The following is a 17,520-nucleotide window of genomic DNA, read 5'->3' on the forward strand; positions in this document are numbered from 1 at the left end:
ACGAACTGAATCCGCATCCCTGGACCCCTACGCCGCCGGACCGCGGGCGCGGAGTCATGCTGGTCGAGCGTCTCACCGGGTGGCCAAGGACGCGGTGCGGGCGCCCCAGCCCGTAATTCACTCAGGGGCACCGTCACTTCGGAAATCGCGGGAGTGCTCATCAAATCGTGCTCTCCGTCCTCGATCACATGCGAGTCGCCTCGCAGTGTGCTGGACAGGAGCACAGTCAAAACTTAACGGATGCCTAAGTTTCCATAGCTACCATCAGTAGCTTCAACGGAGACGCTGTTTTCGCCCCTCGGGACGACGTCGAACCCGGCGGCCGTGGCCACCGAGGGCCGGAGGCTGTTCGACCATGGAGAAACAGCCCCCGGCCCTCGGTGATCAGGGACGAGGCATTCGGATCGAGCCCACGACCGCCACGATCGCGGCGAGCAGACACAGATAGAGACCGCTCTGGACACCGCCGGAGGCCGAGAACGCCCCGCCGACACTGATGTCGAAGTGCTGCGACGTTCCTTGAAGGACGGCCTGATCGCGGAAGGTCGCCCAACGGCCGAGGATCAATCCGAACGCCAGTATCGACAGACCCAGCATGGCCAGCCATCTCGGGATCGAGCGCCGCTGTCGGCCGTCCACCAGCCCGAGCAGTGCCAGTACCCCGGCGCCGGCGAGCAGCAGCACCGCGAACCAGGCCGCGAAGCCGCTATCCCACGCGTCGAGGCTAGACGTGGAGCGCAGACCGAGGACCGTCACCGTCGAGCCGTACCACGGCAGAAAGCTGGAGATGAACGCGAACAGGCCGGCACCGGCCACCACTTCATTCATCCGCCACCTCGACGTGCAGAGAGAACCCGGTGTCCCCGATCCACCGGGGACACCGGGTGTGGGACCCGACCTTAGCCGTCGTAACGCACGATCCAGCAATCGTCGTGTCCCTTGTAATGGCCGTGCTTCACCGACAGGCCCTCGCCCTCTTTGTCCTTCTTGTCCTTCACCGTGTGGTAGCCGTCAGAGCAGGCGATGGCCTTACCCGAGGAGTCCCAGTCCGGTCCACCGTGGTGCGCGATTTTCTCCCAGTCGTCCATGCACGACGACCAGTCGTCACCACAGTCGTATCCGCTGTGCCCGCTGAGCCTCGGCTCAGCGGCGTACGCGCTGCCTACGGTGCCGAACAAGGTCCCGAAGACACCAACCGCCGCGGCAACCACCAGAATTTTCGTACGATGCATGGGCCATTCTTTCGTGAGAGCGGAAATTGTCGAAGGCTGCAATCCCCCAGCCCTTGTCAGCGATCAGCGAAGCACACCATTTCTTAATGCGAGCCTAAGTTAGTTCTAAAAGTAAACCTGGCCTCGATCTCTTGGCGCCGTTTTATGCTCGGCTGAACCAGTCGTTAATGTTGCGGCGTCGGTTCAGTGGCCAGAGCCGGGGAACCCACCCGAAGCGAAGGAGCCGATCAGGTTCTCGGCCATCTCCTGTCCACCACCGACTGGCGACCGCGTCGGTTGTCCCCGACCGCGCACCGATCCGAGCGGCTGGGCATGGCGTTCCGCGGTCCGCGCCTTCGCTACCGGCCTCGGCTCGGACACCGCTTGGTCGGCGCGAGTGCCGTCGTCGGGGTCGGTGGACGCAATCCGGGCAGGTCGGGCGTCTGGTTGAGCTATCTGCGGGTGGGCCTGCGGCGGCGCGACCGCGCCTCGGTTCATTGAGCTCACCAGAGGGAACGACGTCGGCTGCGGGTTACTGGCCAGCAACCCGATGAGAACGCCGGCTAGCGCGAGCAGCCCGCCGATGATCGTGACGACCCACCGCCGTCCCTGCCGGAGATCGGCCCTGGACACCGTGACCACTGCCCGGGCGAGCCTCTCGCGTATCTGCTCGAACTCGCCGACCAGGTACGCCCGGACCGCCACCCACCGATGACCGGACCCGGTCCCGGTCCCGGTCCCACCGAGCCGGTCCGGTACCCGGCTGACGCCCGGGTACGGACCCGGCTCCGGTACAGCGTCCTGAGCCGTCCACAGGGGATCGCCTCCGAAGGGAGTATCGAAGCCGCCGCCCGGTCGCGTCGCCGAGGGAGCCCGCCAGACGTCTCGTTCTGTGCCGAAGGGCGCCCGCGGCCGAGGGCAAGGTTCGGTCAGCCGCTGAGGTTGACTGGATTCGAGGTAGGGCCAGGTCATCGCTGGTGGCGCTCCCTCTCAGCCGAACCATTCCCCCGCTGATGGTTGCGCATGATTCACCTCTTCCACGAAGCCCCCGCCGGTCAGCCAATCAGCGGTGCGACTAACGGCGTGCTAACTCGTTCCTAATTCACGGCACTTCCGCTGGTCGCCCGCGGTCGATACTCATCGACCCCAGCTCAGCGAGCGCTCGATCCGAACGGAGTCAGCAGCGTTCATTCGATGCCAACGCTAGAAACTGAATACGCCTAAGGCGGTGGTTGAATGGCTGGGTCCCGAACTAATAGTTCGGCGACTGTCTCAGTCTGCACCACCACCACGGTTGATTCGGATCGGCCGCCGGGTCTTGGATGATCTTGGCCTGGATCAGTCGATCGGCTTGCACCACGACCGCACGTAACGGCGGCGCGTGCCGGGCCGGAAGTGCCAGCAGGACAGCCTCGAGCACATCCCGATACCACGGCGGCCCCGCCTCCCACGGCGTCTCCCACCAGCAGTAGTCACAATCCCATGAGTAGCAGCAGAAGCCTGCGGGCATCCGAGTCGCTCGTTGCCAGCCCCACAGCGCCAGCGCGACGGCGCCTGAACTCAACCGCCGGCTGCCGAGCCGATCCAGCGCCCGACTCGTGGACAGGGGAACGCCGGGGATCGACACCGCCTTCCCCCGCGCGCGCAGTACTGAGGGCCGATTACGCGGCATGGGCCTTTCTGGTCGTCATCACACCCAAGAGAGTGCCAGTCAACCGACCCTTGCAGCAACAACGCGGTAACAACCTGTTTCAGCTGGCCAGAAGGGGTTGGGTAGCTGCGGTGATCCCGAAGTACCATCCCCTGGTGTGATCACCCGGCGGACGGCTCTGCTTGGCGCGGCGGGCGCGTTCGGCGCTGCGGGCACCGGTGCGGCGCTGTGGGACGGCGCGCTGCCCGGCGAGTACCAGGCACGGCGGGTACTCGGCCTGACCGGGCCGGACGGAGCCGTGCCCGCGCCCGGCCCGGTCACCGTCACCACGCGACGCCTGCACTCGGCGGCCCGGAACCGGGACATCACCGTGATCACCATGGTCCCGGACGGCATACCACCGTCCCGGCTGCCCGTCTGTCTGCTGCTACCCGGCCGCGACAACGTCGCACCCATGATGGTCACGCTGGGGCTGCCTCAGTTCCTGGCCGCCGCGGTGGCGGCGGGTGACCCTCCGTTCGCGGTGGTCACCGTGGACGCCGGCCACACGTACTGGGTGGAGCAGACCCCCGGCGACGATCCGCAGGCCATGCTGCGCAGTGAACTGCCCCGCTGGCTCACCTCGTTCGGTCTGGCCGCGCACGATGGGACGCCCACATCCGTGCTGGGCATCTCGGCGGGCTGCTACGGCGCGCTCAACTACGCCCGCGCCCGCGCTCGCGCGACCGGCGACATCCCGGCCGTCGCCGTACTCAGCCCGGCACTGTTCCCGACCTGGAACGACACGCTCGCCAGCCATGCGTTCGACAGCGTGGCCGTCTGGTCGGCCACCGAACCGCTGCTCCACCCGACACCCCTGCCCCGGCTCGGCGTGTGGTGCGGGCAGGAAGACCCGTTCTACCCCGCCGCCCGACAGCTCGTCACCCAGCAACACCCAGCGCTCGCGCGGCTGTCGCCCGGCGCGCACACTCCCGGCTATTGGCGCCGTGTCCTACCGGAGGCGCTGCGCTTCCTGGCCGCCCCGCCGGGGCCCTGAGCTGTCCTGGATCCCCGGCGACCTCACTGGTGTAGCGAACGTGCCCTACCCCGTCCCGATCGAACTCCCCGGCCATCATGAAGCCGGCGGCCTCGACGACCGCACGGGACGCCAGGTTGTCCGCCGCGATCTCCGCGCCGATTCTGCCGACCCCGACCGCCGACGCGTGCCCGACCAGCAGGCGCAACGCACGCGTCGCGTAGCCGTTGCCCCGATGCCCGACACCGGTCCAGTACGACACCTCGCCCGAGCCGTCCGGCTGGGCGTGCAGCTGGCATCCACCGACCAATTCATCGACGTCGACGAGCCGCACCGCGAAGGTGTGGACCGAACCGCCGGTGCGCCGGCTCGTCGCCCAGTCCTCGAACGCCGCCAGTACGGACTGTTCGGTCGACACCTCGGGCCACCAGCCGAAACGCCGTGCGGTCTCCTCGTCCTCGCCCAGCAGATGCGCCCGCAGGTCCCCGAGGACGTACTCGGTCAACAGCACGACACCGTCGCTGTAGTCAGGCACCGCCGACACCGGTATCACCGTGCCACCTTCCGGGTCGTCAAGCGCTCTTTCTGGCCGCGGCCAGCCGTCGTCTGCGGGCCACCCCGATTCGGGCGACCGCGCCGAGGCCGGACCATCTCGGGCTGCTGAACACCCGGGAGTCGCCGGCCATCGCGACCAGTGGATGGGTCACCAGGAAGACGACCGTGAGGTCAAGGATGGTGGACATGCCGAGGGTGAACGCGAAGCCCTTGACCTGCCCGACCGCCAACAGATACAGCACCGCGGCGGCCAGGAACATCACCGCGTCGGCCGACAGGATCGTCCGGCGTGCCCGGACCCAGGCTCGCGGTACCGCCGCCTTGAAGCCTCGTCCCTCCCGGACCTCGTCCTTCAACCGCTCGAAGAAGATCACGAACGAGTCCGCCGTGATACCGATCGCGACGATGAAGCCGGCCACACCGGCGAGATCGAGACTGAACCCGACCGATCTGCCGAGCAGCACCAGCACCGCGTAGACCAGCACCGCGGACAGAACGAGGGACAGGATCGTCAGCACACCAAGTGCCCGGTAGTAGAACAGGCAGTAGACGAACACCAGCGCCAGCCCGATCGCCCCCGCCAGCAGGCCTGCCTCCAACGACGCGAGCCCCAAGGTCGCCGACACCGTCTGCGCGTCCGAGGTGGCGAAGGACAGCGGCAGCGCCCCGAACTTCAGGATGCCGGCCAGGTGCTGTGCCTCGGCCCGGGAGAACCGTCCTCTCACCTCGGTCGGCCCGTTGATCGGTCCGTCGATCACCGGAGCGGAGACGACCTCGCTGTCCAGCACGAAGGCGGCCTGCTTGCCGACGTGAGCGGTCGTGTAGTCGGACCAGATCCGGGCGCCGTTCGATTTGAACGTCACGTTGATGATGTTCGAGGCCGCTTTGTCGTCGTACCCGGCGATCGCGCTGTCGATCTCGGTGCCTTCCAGAAAAACCGGGCTAAGGATGTACTTCTCGGTACCGTTCTGGTCGCAGGTGACCAACGGTCTGGCCGAATCGTCGTAGCCCCTCAGCACATCGTTGCCGCCGCACCGCAGGTTCTGCACCGCGCGCTGCTGAATGTTCGGATCTGTGCTCTGCCGCGTCGTCCTGGCCTGTGCGATGTCCTTGACCAGGCGAGGATCGGCGACGGCCTGGGTGGGGTCGGCCGGATTCGGTGGCGGCGGGTGGGGGCTCGGCGCCGCGTGCGGCCCGTCGAGCCGGGTGGCCGCGGCGTGCGGAGCCGATGAGCCCGGCCCCGGTGCACCTGGCCTGGGCGGCTTGCTCGGTGATTCGCCGGGCGGCGGCGCGGCCGCGAAGGGCCCGCCGATCACGGTTCGCAGTCGCAGCTGAGCCGGCTGCGCGAGATCCTTCGCCTTCTCCCCGTCGTCGCCGGGAACCGTGATGATCAGGTTGGCACCGTCCTGCACTACCTGGGTGCCACCGATACCCAGCCCGTTCACCCGTAGGTCGAGGATTCCCCTGGCGAGAGTCAGCTGTTCCCTGGTGGGTGGCCTGCCGTTGTCGGTGCGCGCGGTCAGCGTGACCCGCGTGCCGCCTTCGAGGTCGATCCCCAGCTTAGGTTTCGGCCGGCGGTCACCGGTGAAGAACACCAGTGCGTAGAGCAGGACGACGATGCCGAGGAACGCCGCCAGATACCGCGCTGGGCGGATGTGTCCGGCCGGTGGTGCCAACGTGGAGACCTTCTCTCAGCCGGTGTCCGCACCGGGCGGTTATTGGCGGTTCTTGAACCGTAGCCCCTGTTTGAGGTAGGCCCTCGGGTTCGTGCTGAGGTGCTTGGCCCACGGTGGTTTCGTTTCGCCGCGCAGCCACGCGTAGTAGGCCAGCCCGTAGCCGAACAGCCGAGGGTCCAGATAGCCGAGCCGTTCGGTGCGCCAGCCGGAACTGTTCTGCACAACGGTCAGCGCGGAGTTCGCGGTGAAAATGCCCATACCCAGATAGACCGTCAGCAGGTCGGTGAGCGGCTCGTGGTCCAGCTCGTCGCCGGAGACCCGATGCTCGCCGATCAGCCGCTCGTGGCACAGCTCGTGCGCGATCGTGGCAATCAGCCCAGGCAGGTTACCCACCTGCGAACCGTTGATCGACACGATGGTCTGGCCATGCTCCCGGCGATAGTGCCCGGCCACGCCCTGGTAGCGGCCCTCGGCGAAGAGCGAGCTGCTCTGACGCAGCTGCTCGTGGCCATCGGTGAAGAACTCCAGCTCCACCCGCTCGGGACTGACGCCCAGGTAGGCACACACTCGATCCAGCAGAGCGCGCACATCCTGCTCGGTACCGCCGAACGTGCCCTGGAAGTATCCCTCGGTGGGCAGTACCACCGCCCGATTCAACGATGCCGCTCCGAACTCGCCGACGAACCATCGCATCGACCGCTCGACCCATGCTTGCTCGTCTGCCGTAACCGGACTGCGGGCGGCTCCCCACATGATCGACCGAACCCTTCGTACGCCGATGAGGGCGCCGCACCCTCAGGGGCTATCTTCTCACAGCTCAAGGGTCGACAATTCATTCTCCGCTCAATTTATATCCCCATTATCATCGCGTTAGCGATCGACACCGAGTATTGTTCGATAATCGCGATCGCCGCTATTCCCGAGGCCCAGTAGTACCCATGTCGCTATGCCGCCGCGCTACACTCGTCCGCATGACCTCGTCGTATTCAGGATCGGACACGTCCCTCGCCGCATGACGCGGCTCAACGCACTCACCGTCTGCGTCGATATCCGTGGGCACCGCGAATCAGCGGTGCTGATGGTCGACGGCACGGACATCCTCGAACTCGAGGAATCGCCGCTACTCCCCTCGGACACGCCACAGCCGAACCGTTGTCGCTTCCGCCCTGCCGACTCGTTCACACTGCTGCCTCCCGATTCCCGGTCGTTGCTCGCGACCACCGAACCGACCGAGGTGACGATCGGTGTCTGCACCTACGGCGGCTCGGGATGTGGCGCGCTGTGGATGCGGGTTCGCCGGGAAGACGACACGGTCATCTGGGAACCGGCTCAGACCTACCCCGGCCGGATTCAGCACGAGTACCGATTCGCGCTGGTTCCCTATCTGGACGCGCTCGACACCGTCACGCGGCCCGCTGGGGAGACCGTCGCCATGCGACTGGCCCGCGAGCTGCGGGCCGCACGTCGCGCTCTGTCCGCCGAGCGGCCGTTCATCGTCCACACCTGGGACGACAAGATCGGGGTCTTGACGACGCCCAGCGCCGCCGTGCGCCAGTACACGCTCACCGTCACCGACAGCGACACCGTCGACACCGTTCTCGCTCGGCTCTGCACGTTGACCGGCGACCCGAAGCCGACACCCGGCGGCTCTCGGCGTGATCCTGCGCGGGCCGGATTCGTCAGCCGGGACTGGGCGCGGTTGACGCTGGCGGTGCACTACCTGTCCGACTTGACCGACCACGTCCTGCTCGACGCCGAGGACACAGACCTGCGCCGCACCGTTCAGCACGCAGGTGACGCTCTGCGCGCGAGACGGGACGCCGTCGCGCGGTAGTGCGTCGGGTCAGGCGTTCGGCTTTCCCGGCGAATCGTCGGCGCCGAACACCAGGGAGATTTCGACCGACCTTCGGCGCCCAGAGCTGTTCGGCGTTTCCGGCGGCGCGGTAGGTGGTGAATGTCCGGCAATCGGCGCGGTGATCGGCGCGGGCTTGCCGTAGTCGTGGTAGCCCAGCGTCACGCTCTCTACCGCCCATGCAGGCTGAGGACGCGCGCGCAAGGTTCAGGGGGTCGGATTCTCCCTTGCCCGCGCATCCTCAGCCGCTACCTTCTCACATCTCCAGCGCCGCGAATTCATTTTTCAATTAATTTATGTCGCTATTATCACCATGTTAGCCTCGGTCATCTCCGAGGACCGGCGGCCGTCGACGGTCACGACGAATCTTCGGACGGGTACTTGTAGCCTGCACTCGGAAAATGCCTCCTCGACTCCGAGCTTTGTGACGACGAGCTGTGTAGTCATGGCTGAATATCATGGATTGCTTTGCTGGTATCGAGGTCGATCGGCAGCGATATATGCTCATGCGCAATCCACCATTCCTCATTGATCTTGCGAAAACAGTAAGTCAGGCGAACCCAGTGATCCGTTTGAATCCCACTGTGCAGGATTCCGCTCACTCGGAACAGGTGATGGGCGAACCCTACGTCACCACCTATCGTGATATTCAAATCGCGAGTCTCGAATGCGATCGGCCCCTGGTACGACTCCAGCCAGGACACGATACTCTTCCGGTATGCTTCATTTCCCAGGTACTGGAGCGGGGCCGGAATGTCGAATACAACGATATCGCTCAAGTTGAGCGACATGACCTCATCAATGTTCTTGACTCGAAGTGCCTCCACTCTTGTGTCCAAGAGAGCTCTGATGCGGTCCTCGTCGGATGCGAATTCGTCAGCTCGGCTGCTGTTTTCGACCATGGCCTCTCCTCGATACGTCGATGTGGTCACTGGCCCGTGCCGCCCTACCGCTTCGCTGCACAGCGCGCTTACGGACCTACTCTTATGACACGCCGGGATTGAGGAATGTGACCGATGGGCGACGAGCACTGGCTGAGCGAGCGTTTCGAGGAGCACCGCCCACGTCTGCGAGCGGTTGCCTATCGCGTGCTCGGGTCGCTGAGTGAAGCTGACGATGCTGTTCAGGAGGCGTGGCTGCGATCGATCCGCGCGGACACGAGCCAGGTAGAGAACCTGGGTGCCTGGCTCGCGACGATCGTCGGGTGGGTGTCCCTCAACATGCTTCGTGCACGGCGGGCCAGACCTGAGGAGCCCATCGGGTTCCACCTTCCGGATCTGGTGATGGATTCCGCTGAAGGAGTGTCCCCGGAGCACGAAACGCTGCTAGCAGACGCGGTCGGCGTCGCGCTGATGATCGTCCTGGAGACACTGAGCCCGCCCGAGCGGCTCGCCTACGTCTTGCACGACATGTTCGGCATTCCGTTCACTGAGATCGCCCCGGTCGTGCAGCGTTCATCGGAATCGACTCGCCAGCTCGCCAGCCGTGCTCGGCGTCGGATCCGTCGCCTCGCGCCGCTGGACGATGGTGATCTCGCTGGGCAGCGGGTGGCAGTGGCGGCTTTTCTCGCCGCATCCCGCGACGGAGACTTCGATGCCCTGATCGCTGTGCTCGACCCCGAGGTCGTCTTGCGAGCGGAGCTCGGTGCGGATCGAGCGGACGCGGCGATCGAGGTGCGCGGTGCGAGAACGGTTGCGGGCAGTGCGCAGGCCTATCTGCGGCTGGGTTTGCTGGGAATCCCGGTGCTCGTCAACGGCACACCCGGCGTCTTCTATCGCCAAGCAGGTCAGCCGTTCTCGGTACTCAGTTTCACGGTGTCGAATGGGCTCATCACATCGATCGATATCCTGGCCGACCAGGATCGGCTCGGTCAGCTCGTGTCCCGCGTCGGAAATTCGCCTACTAAGTCCGGTGATCCAGATGTCGTCTGGCAAGGCGCCGGAGGCAGCTCGTACCGGGGTACTCGCAACGACGGCAACGCGGCCAGGCGGCATCTGGGCGCCGGAATTAGCAGGCGAATTTTTGGCGCGGGACACTAGATCTGTGCACAGTAAGCGGTCATCTACAGTGAAAGATCGGCGCCGCGATTCGGGCAGCTCTGTCAGTAGCTCCGAGGGTGAATCGCCGCTGCAAGCTGAGGGCGCGCAGACAAAGGCCAGGGGGTAGCAATCTCCTTTGTCCGCGCGCCCTCAGCAGTAATATCTCACAAGGTCAGGCCGCCGGTTCACCTTGCCAGCGACCTTATGCCCCTATTATCAGAGAATTAGCCCAGGTCCCTTCGGGCCATTCTGTCCGGCCGATTTCTCATCACTCGGGCAGTGACCAACAGGTGACGAGCGTGGGCAGCCCTACGAGGAGTAGTACCAGGGGTCGGATGACGGCCTCGAAGACGCCATGGCTGATCGGGGGTGCGATATCCGTGAACACGATCAAGACGGCCCGCGGTCGCCCCTACGTACAGCGAGAGCAATCTGTAGGCCTTCCAGCGGTAGGAGTCTCGCAACCGGATCAGTCTCTCGTCGAGGGCGTCGTCGGGCGCGAGCGCAAGATTTCGGGTGGCATTGGTCATCACGGACAACAGCACCAGTCCAGCGATCATGCCCAGCAAGAACACCACACTTGCGGCCGTCCCCGGCAGCAACAGCACCGAGGCGAATATGGCGACCGCGCAAAATTTATTTATCCATTAGGGATTCCGACGAACAACCGGGCGCTGGCCGGGGCGCCCGCTTTTCGGCGAATCCGGACATCCCCCGAGGCGGCGACCCTCGGATGTCGCCGGCGCCGAAGGGCTGCCTGTCGACCGAACCTCATGAGGGGCGAGAGCGCAGCAGACGCACGGCGACCACCGCAATCAGCCCTGCGGCGATCGCCGCAGGAGCCTGCGCTACCGCGCGGGCAGGGTGGCTCGGATCTTCTGTGCCGTGGTCGCCGGGTCGTAGTCCGCGGCCACGCCGTCGATCAGGATGATGTCGCTCTTGATGTGCCGCGAGCGCAGCGGCGCGATCTCCTGATAGGCAGGTGAGTCCCACCAGGCCCGTGCCTCGGCGATCCCGGGGAAGCCGATCATCACGACGTCCCCGGACCAGCCACCCTCCTTCACCTCCTGCCCCGTGGCCCCGTGCACGAGAAACCGGCCGCCGAACGGCTCGAACGTCGCGGTGATCCGTTCGATGTACTCGGCGATCTCCGGATGCAGGGTCACCTCGTGCAGGTTGGCGATGACGTAAGCAGGCACGGTCTCCTCCTAGTCGGCCTGGACCGATAATGGTAGCGAACAGACGTACCTGCGTCGATTACCCGACAGGTAACGCACAGGCAGATGGGACGGGCGTCGCACAGCTTCGCTGAGCGACCGGGGCGACGCGCGATCTCTCGAACACCCAATTATTTCGCGCGCCACAGTGCAATCAACTCACGCTCGGTGAGCGACAGATACCGGCCCGAGTCCGCATGAAAGACTGATTGAGGAATCACCCTCCACGCTCGCCGAACCACCGGGTTCCAACGACCTTCGATACGCCGGCCGCGAGCCCCGCATCCGTAATTTTCGCTCCACGCGCAATCGCCGTCCAGAACACCTTCCGATGTTCCCTACGACCAACCGGAGGACGACCCGACGCCCGCATAGGACGCCCTACCCGTCGCTACAGCAACCCAACCTGGCACTCGTCCTAAACCCCGAACCGTCCTTTATGCTCAGCGATAAACGCTACGAGCGAGGCGGTCGAGGGTTCAGCTCCCTCGCGAAAAAGCCGAGACCGCCTTCAAGATCTCATTCACTCTACGCAGTTCCTAACCTCTTGACGCAGTTTCCTCAACTCAGTCGAATAATCACTCGTCGATCCCGCACGAGCACCCGCATCAACCTGACGGACCCACCGACGCAATGACTCCGTCGACACACCCACCTTCCCCGCGATCGACACAATCGCCGCCCACTTCGACGAATACTGGACCACCTGCTCAAACACCAGCGCAACCGTGTGTCGACTCCCGGACCATGATGCGGTTCATTCCGACGTGAGGCACCGATAGCGTTTTGCGAGCGCTCTGGTGAGGCTCGTCGAACCCTTGACGGGTGGGTGTTCGGGCTTGACACTGAGTCTCACGGGGAACCGAGTCTCAGGACAGGCGGCGGTCCCATGACAAAACAACTCCCGGTCTGGCTGGCTCCGCTACTGGTGTTGATCGTCGGGAACTTCGTTTCGGTGCTCGATGTGAGCATCGTGAACATCGCCATCCCGGACATGGAGAAGGACTTCGGGGTCAGCACCGAGGACATCCAGTGGATCACCACCGCCTACTCGCTGACCCTCGGTGTGCTGGTACCCGCGAGCGGCTGGCTCGGTGACCGTATCGGGCTACGCAAGATCTACCTGCTCTCACTGGTGATGTTCGGGGTGACATCCACGCTGTGTGGCCTCGCCTGGGACCTGCAGACCATGATCGTGTTCCGCATCCTGCAGGCGATACCGGGCGGCGTACTGCCGGTGGTAGTGCTGACGATGCTCTACCAGCTCGTGCCGCCCCGAGAGATCGGTACCGCGATGGGTATCTACGGCCTTGGCGTGGTCTTCGCACCGGCCGCCGGCCCGTCGATCGGGGGCTGGCTGGTGGAGAACCTGGACTGGCGCTGGATCTTCTTCATCAACGCCCCGGTGTGCATCACCGGCACGATCACAGCCGCGATCGTGCTCAGGGAATTCCCCATCGCACCGCGCCGTTCGTTCGACTTCTGGGGCTTTGTCACCATCGCCGCCGGCCTGTTCGTGCTCCTGCTGGCACTGACGAAGGGACCCGACTGGGGCTGGACCTCTTACCCGGTCCTGATCCTGATCACCGGCGGCGTACTCAGCCTCGCGTTGTTCGTGGTGATCGAACTGGAGTTGAGCGAACCGCTATTAGATGTGCGGCTGTTCCTGGTCTGGCCGTTCACCAACTCGCTGATCCTGCTCGTTACCCTATTCGTGGGCCTGTTCGCGGTGCTGTTCTACATCCCACAGTTCCTCCAGGCCGGACAGAACGTCCTGCCGTTCGACGCCGGGCTGATCCTGCTGCCCGAAGCACTGGTGATGGCCGTACTCACCCCCGTCTCCGGCATCCTCTACGACAAGATCGGGCCCCGCTGGCCAACCACGATCGGACTACTCATCGCGGCCTACGGCGCCTACCTGATGGCCGGCATCACCCCCGACACCCCACACAGCCAAATCATCCTATGGACCTGCGTACGAGCGACCGGCAACGGACTGGCAATGATGTGCATCTTCGCGGCCGGGCTGGCGATCCTGCCCCCACACCTGGTCAGCAACGGTGGCGCGATCAACAACGTCGCGCAGCGGGTAGCCTCCGCGCTGGGCCTAGCGCTGATCGTCGCGCTGGAAACCAACACCCGCGCGCAACTCACCGCCGACCGCTCAGAGCTAGCCGGGCAGCACCACACGTTCCCGGCCCAGCTCGACACACACAGCCTCACCCAGCTGTACCGCATGTGGCGGCAGCTGCGGCTAGAGGCGCTGACCGACGCCTACGGCAACGTCTTTCTGGTGACTGCGATCGCTACCGCGCTGGGCGCACTGAGCGGAATATGGCTGAAGATCCCGAAGGCCGACCAGAACGCCGGCGCGGGCGAGCGCCCAACGGCCGACGGCGAGCCGGGCGAGCCTGTCCAACCCGATCGCAAATCGATAGCGGGGATGATGCACTGATGGTCACCATGACCGGTCGGCTACCGCTCAACGAATGCAAGCGCCAGCAGACCTCGACCCGGATCGTCGAGGCCGCCCCGTCCCGCATGAGGTACCCGTGCAGGAATCATCACCGGGCGGGTCTTGCGGGACCCCGTCGCTGAAGCTCCCCCACCGACTGTTCCGTTCCCGTAGCGGTTCCATCACCGGGCGGGTGTCCGGATGAGATCGTTATGTAGACATTGGTGGCCTCGGCCGCCGGCTGGCTCGGCTCAGCTGAATCGAGCCGGCCGGCGTCCGGGTCTCGCGTGCACCGCTGCAGACCGGAGGTCGTCGTGCCAGCCGCGCGGCGTGCACCTGCTGCCGGTCGAGACACACCGGGGCGAGCTGGAAAGCAGACCGTAGGGGTCACCGCCAGAATTCGGTGCGGTGCTCGGCAAGGGCCCTGCCCTGGTCGTAACCGGCCCGGGCGGAGGGCGGACGCCTCGACGGATCCATCACAGTGGCCGCGAAACCCATTACGTTACGGGATTTGCTATCCGGGACGATGGTTTCGACCCAACTGCCGCGCTCGCGTAGTTCCTCGACCTGCGCCGCAAGATGCATGCCCCACTCCGGCGGCACCAGTGATCTGCCGCCGAACGGTGACAGCACCAGCACCCGCGCGTATCCGGCCGCCAGATCGGCGTTCTCGTTGCGTCGGAACCCGCCGTCGATGTATCGGTTGTCCCCGATCCTGTGCGGAGCACCGGATCCGGCACAGCTGGCGGCGACGGCGTCAACGAGGTCGACCCCGCTATGGCGGTCGAACACGATCGGGTGACCTGAATGGGCATCAACAGCCACGATGCGCACCGCCTGCTGTGGCCAGTCTTGGCTAGGCAGCCGAGTGGCGACGGCCGCGCGCCGCTGTGCTCGCCGCGCAGAGCTGCCCGACGTCGCATCGATTTCGATCGCCGCCGCACCGAGCATGCGGCGGTAGTCGGCCGCGTCCTGCGCGGCACTGATGATTCGCCTCATCCTCTCCAGGTGGTCCGCTGCCTGGATCTGGGGGCCACGTCCTCGGTCGGATTCGACTGGACCGGTTCTTGGTCGGGTCTGGGCGAGGATGTTGGCGAGCAGTTCGGCCGGTCGGGCCGCGCTTATTTGCGCCGCGGTAGTCGAGCCGGCCGACGTCCCGATGATCAGATCGGCCGCAGTCACGTCCAAGCCGGCACCCACTAGGCCGGCGATAACACCGATCTCCCAGGCATTGGCTGTCGAGCCGCCACCACCGAGCACGAGAGCCAAGTTGTGAACCATAGGTGTCGCCTTTCAGGAGCGCTCATGAAACGGCGCTCCCGGACGACCTATCGCCCGACCGTAACCCCGGAGAGGAGCACCCACGTCGATACATTCACGGGTACCACCTCCTCGTTCTGTCGCACGGCCTCCGGAAGAGTAGCAGTGGCCGTCGTGGTCCGGCCAACGTTGCGGAAGGCTCTGCGGCAGGGGCAGGCCTCGCTCGCCCGCGTCCACTGTGCCACTCCGATGACCAGCAGGATAACCGTGATGTGGTGCACCACCGGGTGCAGTTCCGTCAGGTCGTACACGGCCGCCCGCCCACCTGGACGTCCGTCGAGCGTGTATCCCAAGTCGTGCGCCGCTGACGGGATGGTCAGCCGCATCGCGACGAAAGAACAGACCGCACACAAGATCCAACACAGAACCGACATGTCGACCTCGCGCCGCCGGCGCCCTCGGCTGACTGAGCGTAGGTTCGGGTCCCGGGAGAGAGCCGAGGGAGTGACTGATGTTCGGTCCGGTGGTGTCGAGCCGATGGCTGCGTGAGCATCTCGACGATGCCGACCTGGTCGTGATCGATATCCGTTGGTTCCTCGACGGCAGACCTGGGCTGGAGGGCTATCGGAGCGGGCACATTCCCGGCGCGGTGTATGTCGACCACGACCGCGAGATCACCGGCGCGGGCAGCGGCGGCGGACGCCATCCTCTACCGGCCAGAAATCAGTTCCAGGAAGCGATGCGCCGCGCGGGCGTCAACGGATCGAGCACCGTCGTGGTCTACGACGAGCAGGGCGGGTTCGTAGCGGCTCGGCTGTGGTGGACACTGCGCTACTTCGGTCATCAGCGCGCTGCGATCCTCGACGGCAGCCTGGCGGCGTGGCCTGGACCGCGGGAGACCCAGATCGCCACGCCCGTCGAGGGGGACTTCATCGCCGCTGCGGCCCACCCGGAGCAGGCGGTGGACTACGCGCAAGTTCGCGAGCGCGCCCCGCACGTCGTGCTGCTGGACGCCCGCCCACCATCGCGGTATCGCGGCGAGCAGGAACCGGTGGATCCGGTCGCGGGTCACATCCCCGGCGCACGCAACACCCCCTGGGAGTCCAATGTCGACGAACAGGGATCACTGCTGACACCGGACAGACTTCGCCGGTTGTATGACCGCGTCGGTGTGGATCACACATCCGAGGTGATCGCCTACCGCGGCTCGGGCGCCCGAGCGTGCCACGTCATCCTCGCACTGGAATCGGCCGGGATTCCCGGGGCCAAGCTCTACCCGGGATCGTGGAGCGACTGGTGCAGCCACCGGGACGCGCCGGTCGCGGTGGGCCACGAGTAGGGCGCCCCGATGGATGAACAGGACGTGCGGTACGACTTCGACCACCACAGTGCCGAGTTCGCCGCTGACCCCTGGCGGGTGTACCGCGACCTACGCCAGCGGTGCCCGGTTGCGCACTCGACCACGTACGACGGCGGTTTCTGGGTGCTGTCCGCCTATCGCGACGTCCGCCGCGCGACGTTGGACACGGCGGTGTTCTCCTCCGATCTGGACGACCTGCTGATTCCCGAGGAGAACCCCGGCAGGCTGCTGCCGGTGCAGTCCGACCCGCCGTTGGCCACCGCGTACCGGGCGGTGATCAATCCGCTGTTCACCTCGGCGGCGGTACGTCGGTTGGAGCCGTCGATCCGGCGGTGCGTGGACGCGGCCATCGATGCGTTCGCGGCGGTCGGCTCGGCCGAGCTGATCGTCGATCTGGCGATGCCGGTGCCCGGCGCGGTGACCATGTGTCTGGTCGGTTGGCCGGAGTCCGAGTGGCTCGACGTCGTGCACCCGATCCGGGAATTCTCCACCCATCCATCGGGTAGCCGTGAGCGTGCCGCCGCGGCCGTGGCGCTGGCCGGCCTCCGCGAGCGAGTGACCGACAACGTTCGGCACCGAGTCACCGAGCCGGACGGAGACCTGGCAAGCCTGCTGGTGGCGGGCTCGGTGCGGGGCAGGCCGCTGACCGAGGCCGAGATGGTCGACATCATGATGATGGTGCTGTTCGGCGGGGTGGACACCACCGTGGCCGCAATCGGCAATATGGTGCTCTACCTCGACGAGGACCGCGAGCTGCGGCGACAACTGATCCAGGACCCCCGGCTCATCTCCGGCGCGGTCGAGGAGCTGCTCCGCTACCAGGCGCCGGTGCAGGGATTCGCGCGGCTCGTCACGGAGGACACCGAGATCGGCGGCCAGCGGATCACCCAGGGCGAGAAGGTCTTCCTGGCCTGGGCGGCGGCCAACCGGGACCCTGAGGTGTTCACCGATCCGGACGACGTTCGCCTGGATCGGGGACGCAACCCACATCTGGCCTTCGGCATCGGCTCGCACCGCTGCATCGGCGCGACCCTCGCCAAGCTGGAGTTGCGCATCGTGCTGGAACGCCTGCTCGCCCGAATCCCGGACTACCGCGTCGATCGGAAATCGGTACACCCCACACCCAGTTGCGGCACCACGTTCGGCAGCCGGCGAATCCCGGTGACCTTCACACCAACAGACGTGGGGTGAGCGCGCGCCGACATCGTCTCCGATCGGACCACGCCATC

17 protein-coding genes are annotated in these 17,520 nt (G+C 65.8%); 6 read left to right on the forward strand and 11 right to left on the reverse strand.

Features of this window, described 5'->3' with window-relative positions:
* Positions 1 to 384: 384 nt before the first annotated feature.
* The 3 genes from G406_RS0115505 to G406_RS0115515 all read right to left on the reverse strand — a co-directional run bounded on the left by G406_RS0115505 (position 385) and on the right by G406_RS0115515 (position 1,916).
* Positions 385 to 828, reverse strand: a complete 444-nt coding sequence (locus tag G406_RS0115505) for a hypothetical protein (protein ID WP_156934895.1) — start codon at positions 826 to 828, stop codon at positions 385 to 387.
* Positions 829 to 899: 71 nt separating this feature from the next.
* Entirely contained in the window at positions 900 to 1,178 is a 279-nt protein-coding gene (locus G406_RS0115510; protein WP_169736703.1) for a hypothetical protein, read from the reverse strand.
* Between the two features lie 237 nt (positions 1,179 to 1,415).
* Positions 1,416 to 1,916 carry a hypothetical protein gene (locus G406_RS0115515; protein WP_028934555.1) on the reverse strand — a complete coding sequence of 167 codons (501 nt, stop codon included), beginning with the start codon at positions 1,914 to 1,916 and terminating at the stop codon, positions 1,416 to 1,418.
* Between the two features lie 1,103 nt (positions 1,917 to 3,019).
* Between G406_RS0115515 and G406_RS0115520 the strand changes: the two genes are divergently transcribed.
* Positions 3,020 to 3,898, forward strand: coding sequence for an alpha/beta hydrolase (locus tag G406_RS0115520; protein ID WP_028934556.1), 879 nt, complete (start codon positions 3,020 to 3,022; stop codon positions 3,896 to 3,898).
* On the opposite strand, the gene G406_RS55680 is transcribed toward G406_RS0115520, so the two are convergent.
* From G406_RS55680 to G406_RS54050, 3 genes are read right to left on the reverse strand one after another with little or no spacing between them, the layout of a single operon-like run.
* Positions 3,783 to 4,421 (reverse strand): GNAT family N-acetyltransferase, encoded by a 639-nt coding sequence (locus G406_RS55680; protein WP_169736704.1) that lies wholly within the window; start codon positions 4,419 to 4,421, stop codon positions 3,783 to 3,785. The two genes, G406_RS0115520 and G406_RS55680, sit on opposite strands and share 116 nt — an antisense overlap.
* Before the next feature lie 28 nt (positions 4,422 to 4,449).
* Positions 4,450 to 6,108 (reverse strand): protein translocase subunit SecD, encoded by a 1,659-nt coding sequence (gene secD, locus G406_RS0115530; RefSeq protein ID WP_028934557.1) that lies wholly within the window; start codon positions 6,106 to 6,108, stop codon positions 4,450 to 4,452.
* A gap of 39 nt (positions 6,109 to 6,147) precedes the next feature.
* Positions 6,148 to 6,765 (reverse strand): hypothetical protein, encoded by a 618-nt coding sequence (locus G406_RS54050; RefSeq protein ID WP_156934896.1) that lies wholly within the window; start codon positions 6,763 to 6,765, stop codon positions 6,148 to 6,150.
* A 355-nt stretch (positions 6,766 to 7,120) separates the two neighbouring features.
* On the opposite strand from G406_RS54050, the gene G406_RS0115540 reads away from it, so the two are divergent.
* Complete coding sequence (locus tag G406_RS0115540; RefSeq protein ID WP_028934558.1) at positions 7,121 to 7,942, forward strand: hypothetical protein; 822 nt, start codon at positions 7,121 to 7,123, stop codon at positions 7,940 to 7,942.
* A gap of 9 nt (positions 7,943 to 7,951) precedes the next feature.
* On the opposite strand, the gene G406_RS56830 is transcribed toward G406_RS0115540, so the two are convergent.
* Both G406_RS56830 and G406_RS0115550 read right to left on the reverse strand, forming a co-directional pair.
* Positions 7,952 to 8,125, reverse strand: coding sequence for a hypothetical protein (locus tag G406_RS56830; RefSeq protein WP_156934897.1), 174 nt, complete (start codon positions 8,123 to 8,125; stop codon positions 7,952 to 7,954).
* Positions 8,126 to 8,403: 278 nt separating this feature from the next.
* Complete coding sequence (locus G406_RS0115550) at positions 8,404 to 8,862, reverse strand: YybH family protein (RefSeq protein ID WP_028934559.1); 459 nt, start codon at positions 8,860 to 8,862, stop codon at positions 8,404 to 8,406.
* A gap of 114 nt (positions 8,863 to 8,976) precedes the next feature.
* Here G406_RS0115550 and G406_RS47170 point away from each other — a divergent pair, with 114 nt between their 5' ends.
* Positions 8,977 to 9,999 (forward strand): sigma-70 family RNA polymerase sigma factor, encoded by a 1,023-nt coding sequence (locus G406_RS47170; RefSeq protein WP_064742933.1) that lies wholly within the window; start codon positions 8,977 to 8,979, stop codon positions 9,997 to 9,999.
* A gap of 848 nt (positions 10,000 to 10,847) precedes the next feature.
* Here the strand turns inward: G406_RS47170 and G406_RS0115560 are convergent.
* Both G406_RS0115560 and G406_RS59725 read right to left on the reverse strand, forming a co-directional pair.
* Positions 10,848 to 11,198 (reverse strand): DUF1330 domain-containing protein, encoded by a 351-nt coding sequence (locus tag G406_RS0115560; RefSeq protein WP_028934560.1) that lies wholly within the window; start codon positions 11,196 to 11,198, stop codon positions 10,848 to 10,850.
* Positions 11,199 to 11,739: 541 nt separating this feature from the next.
* A complete protein-coding gene (locus G406_RS59725) occupies positions 11,740 to 11,934 on the reverse strand; it encodes a transposase (RefSeq protein WP_169736705.1) in 195 nt (64 codons plus the stop codon).
* A gap of 171 nt (positions 11,935 to 12,105) precedes the next feature.
* Between G406_RS59725 and G406_RS47175 the strand changes: the two genes are divergently transcribed.
* Complete coding sequence (locus G406_RS47175; RefSeq protein WP_051342154.1) at positions 12,106 to 13,671, forward strand: DHA2 family efflux MFS transporter permease subunit; 1,566 nt, start codon at positions 12,106 to 12,108, stop codon at positions 13,669 to 13,671.
* Positions 13,672 to 14,058: 387 nt separating this feature from the next.
* Here the strand turns inward: G406_RS47175 and G406_RS0115570 are convergent, their stop codons facing one another.
* Positions 14,059 to 14,931 (reverse strand): patatin-like phospholipase family protein, encoded by an 873-nt coding sequence (locus G406_RS0115570; RefSeq protein WP_245607126.1) that lies wholly within the window; start codon positions 14,929 to 14,931, stop codon positions 14,059 to 14,061.
* A gap of 511 nt (positions 14,932 to 15,442) precedes the next feature.
* Between G406_RS0115570 and G406_RS0115580 the strand changes: the two genes are divergently transcribed.
* Complete coding sequence (locus tag G406_RS0115580; RefSeq protein ID WP_028934563.1) at positions 15,443 to 16,270, forward strand: sulfurtransferase; 828 nt, start codon at positions 15,443 to 15,445, stop codon at positions 16,268 to 16,270.
* Between the two features lie 9 nt (positions 16,271 to 16,279).
* Positions 16,280 to 17,482, forward strand: coding sequence for a cytochrome P450 (locus tag G406_RS47180; protein ID WP_051342155.1), 1,203 nt, complete (start codon positions 16,280 to 16,282; stop codon positions 17,480 to 17,482).
* Positions 17,483 to 17,520 lie beyond the last annotated feature (38 nt).

The organism is Actinospineispora spinosispora DSM 44797 (genome assembly GCF_000429025.1).
In the GTDB taxonomy this organism is placed as follows: Bacteria; Actinomycetota; Actinomycetes; order Mycobacteriales; family Pseudonocardiaceae; genus Pseudonocardia; species Pseudonocardia spinosispora.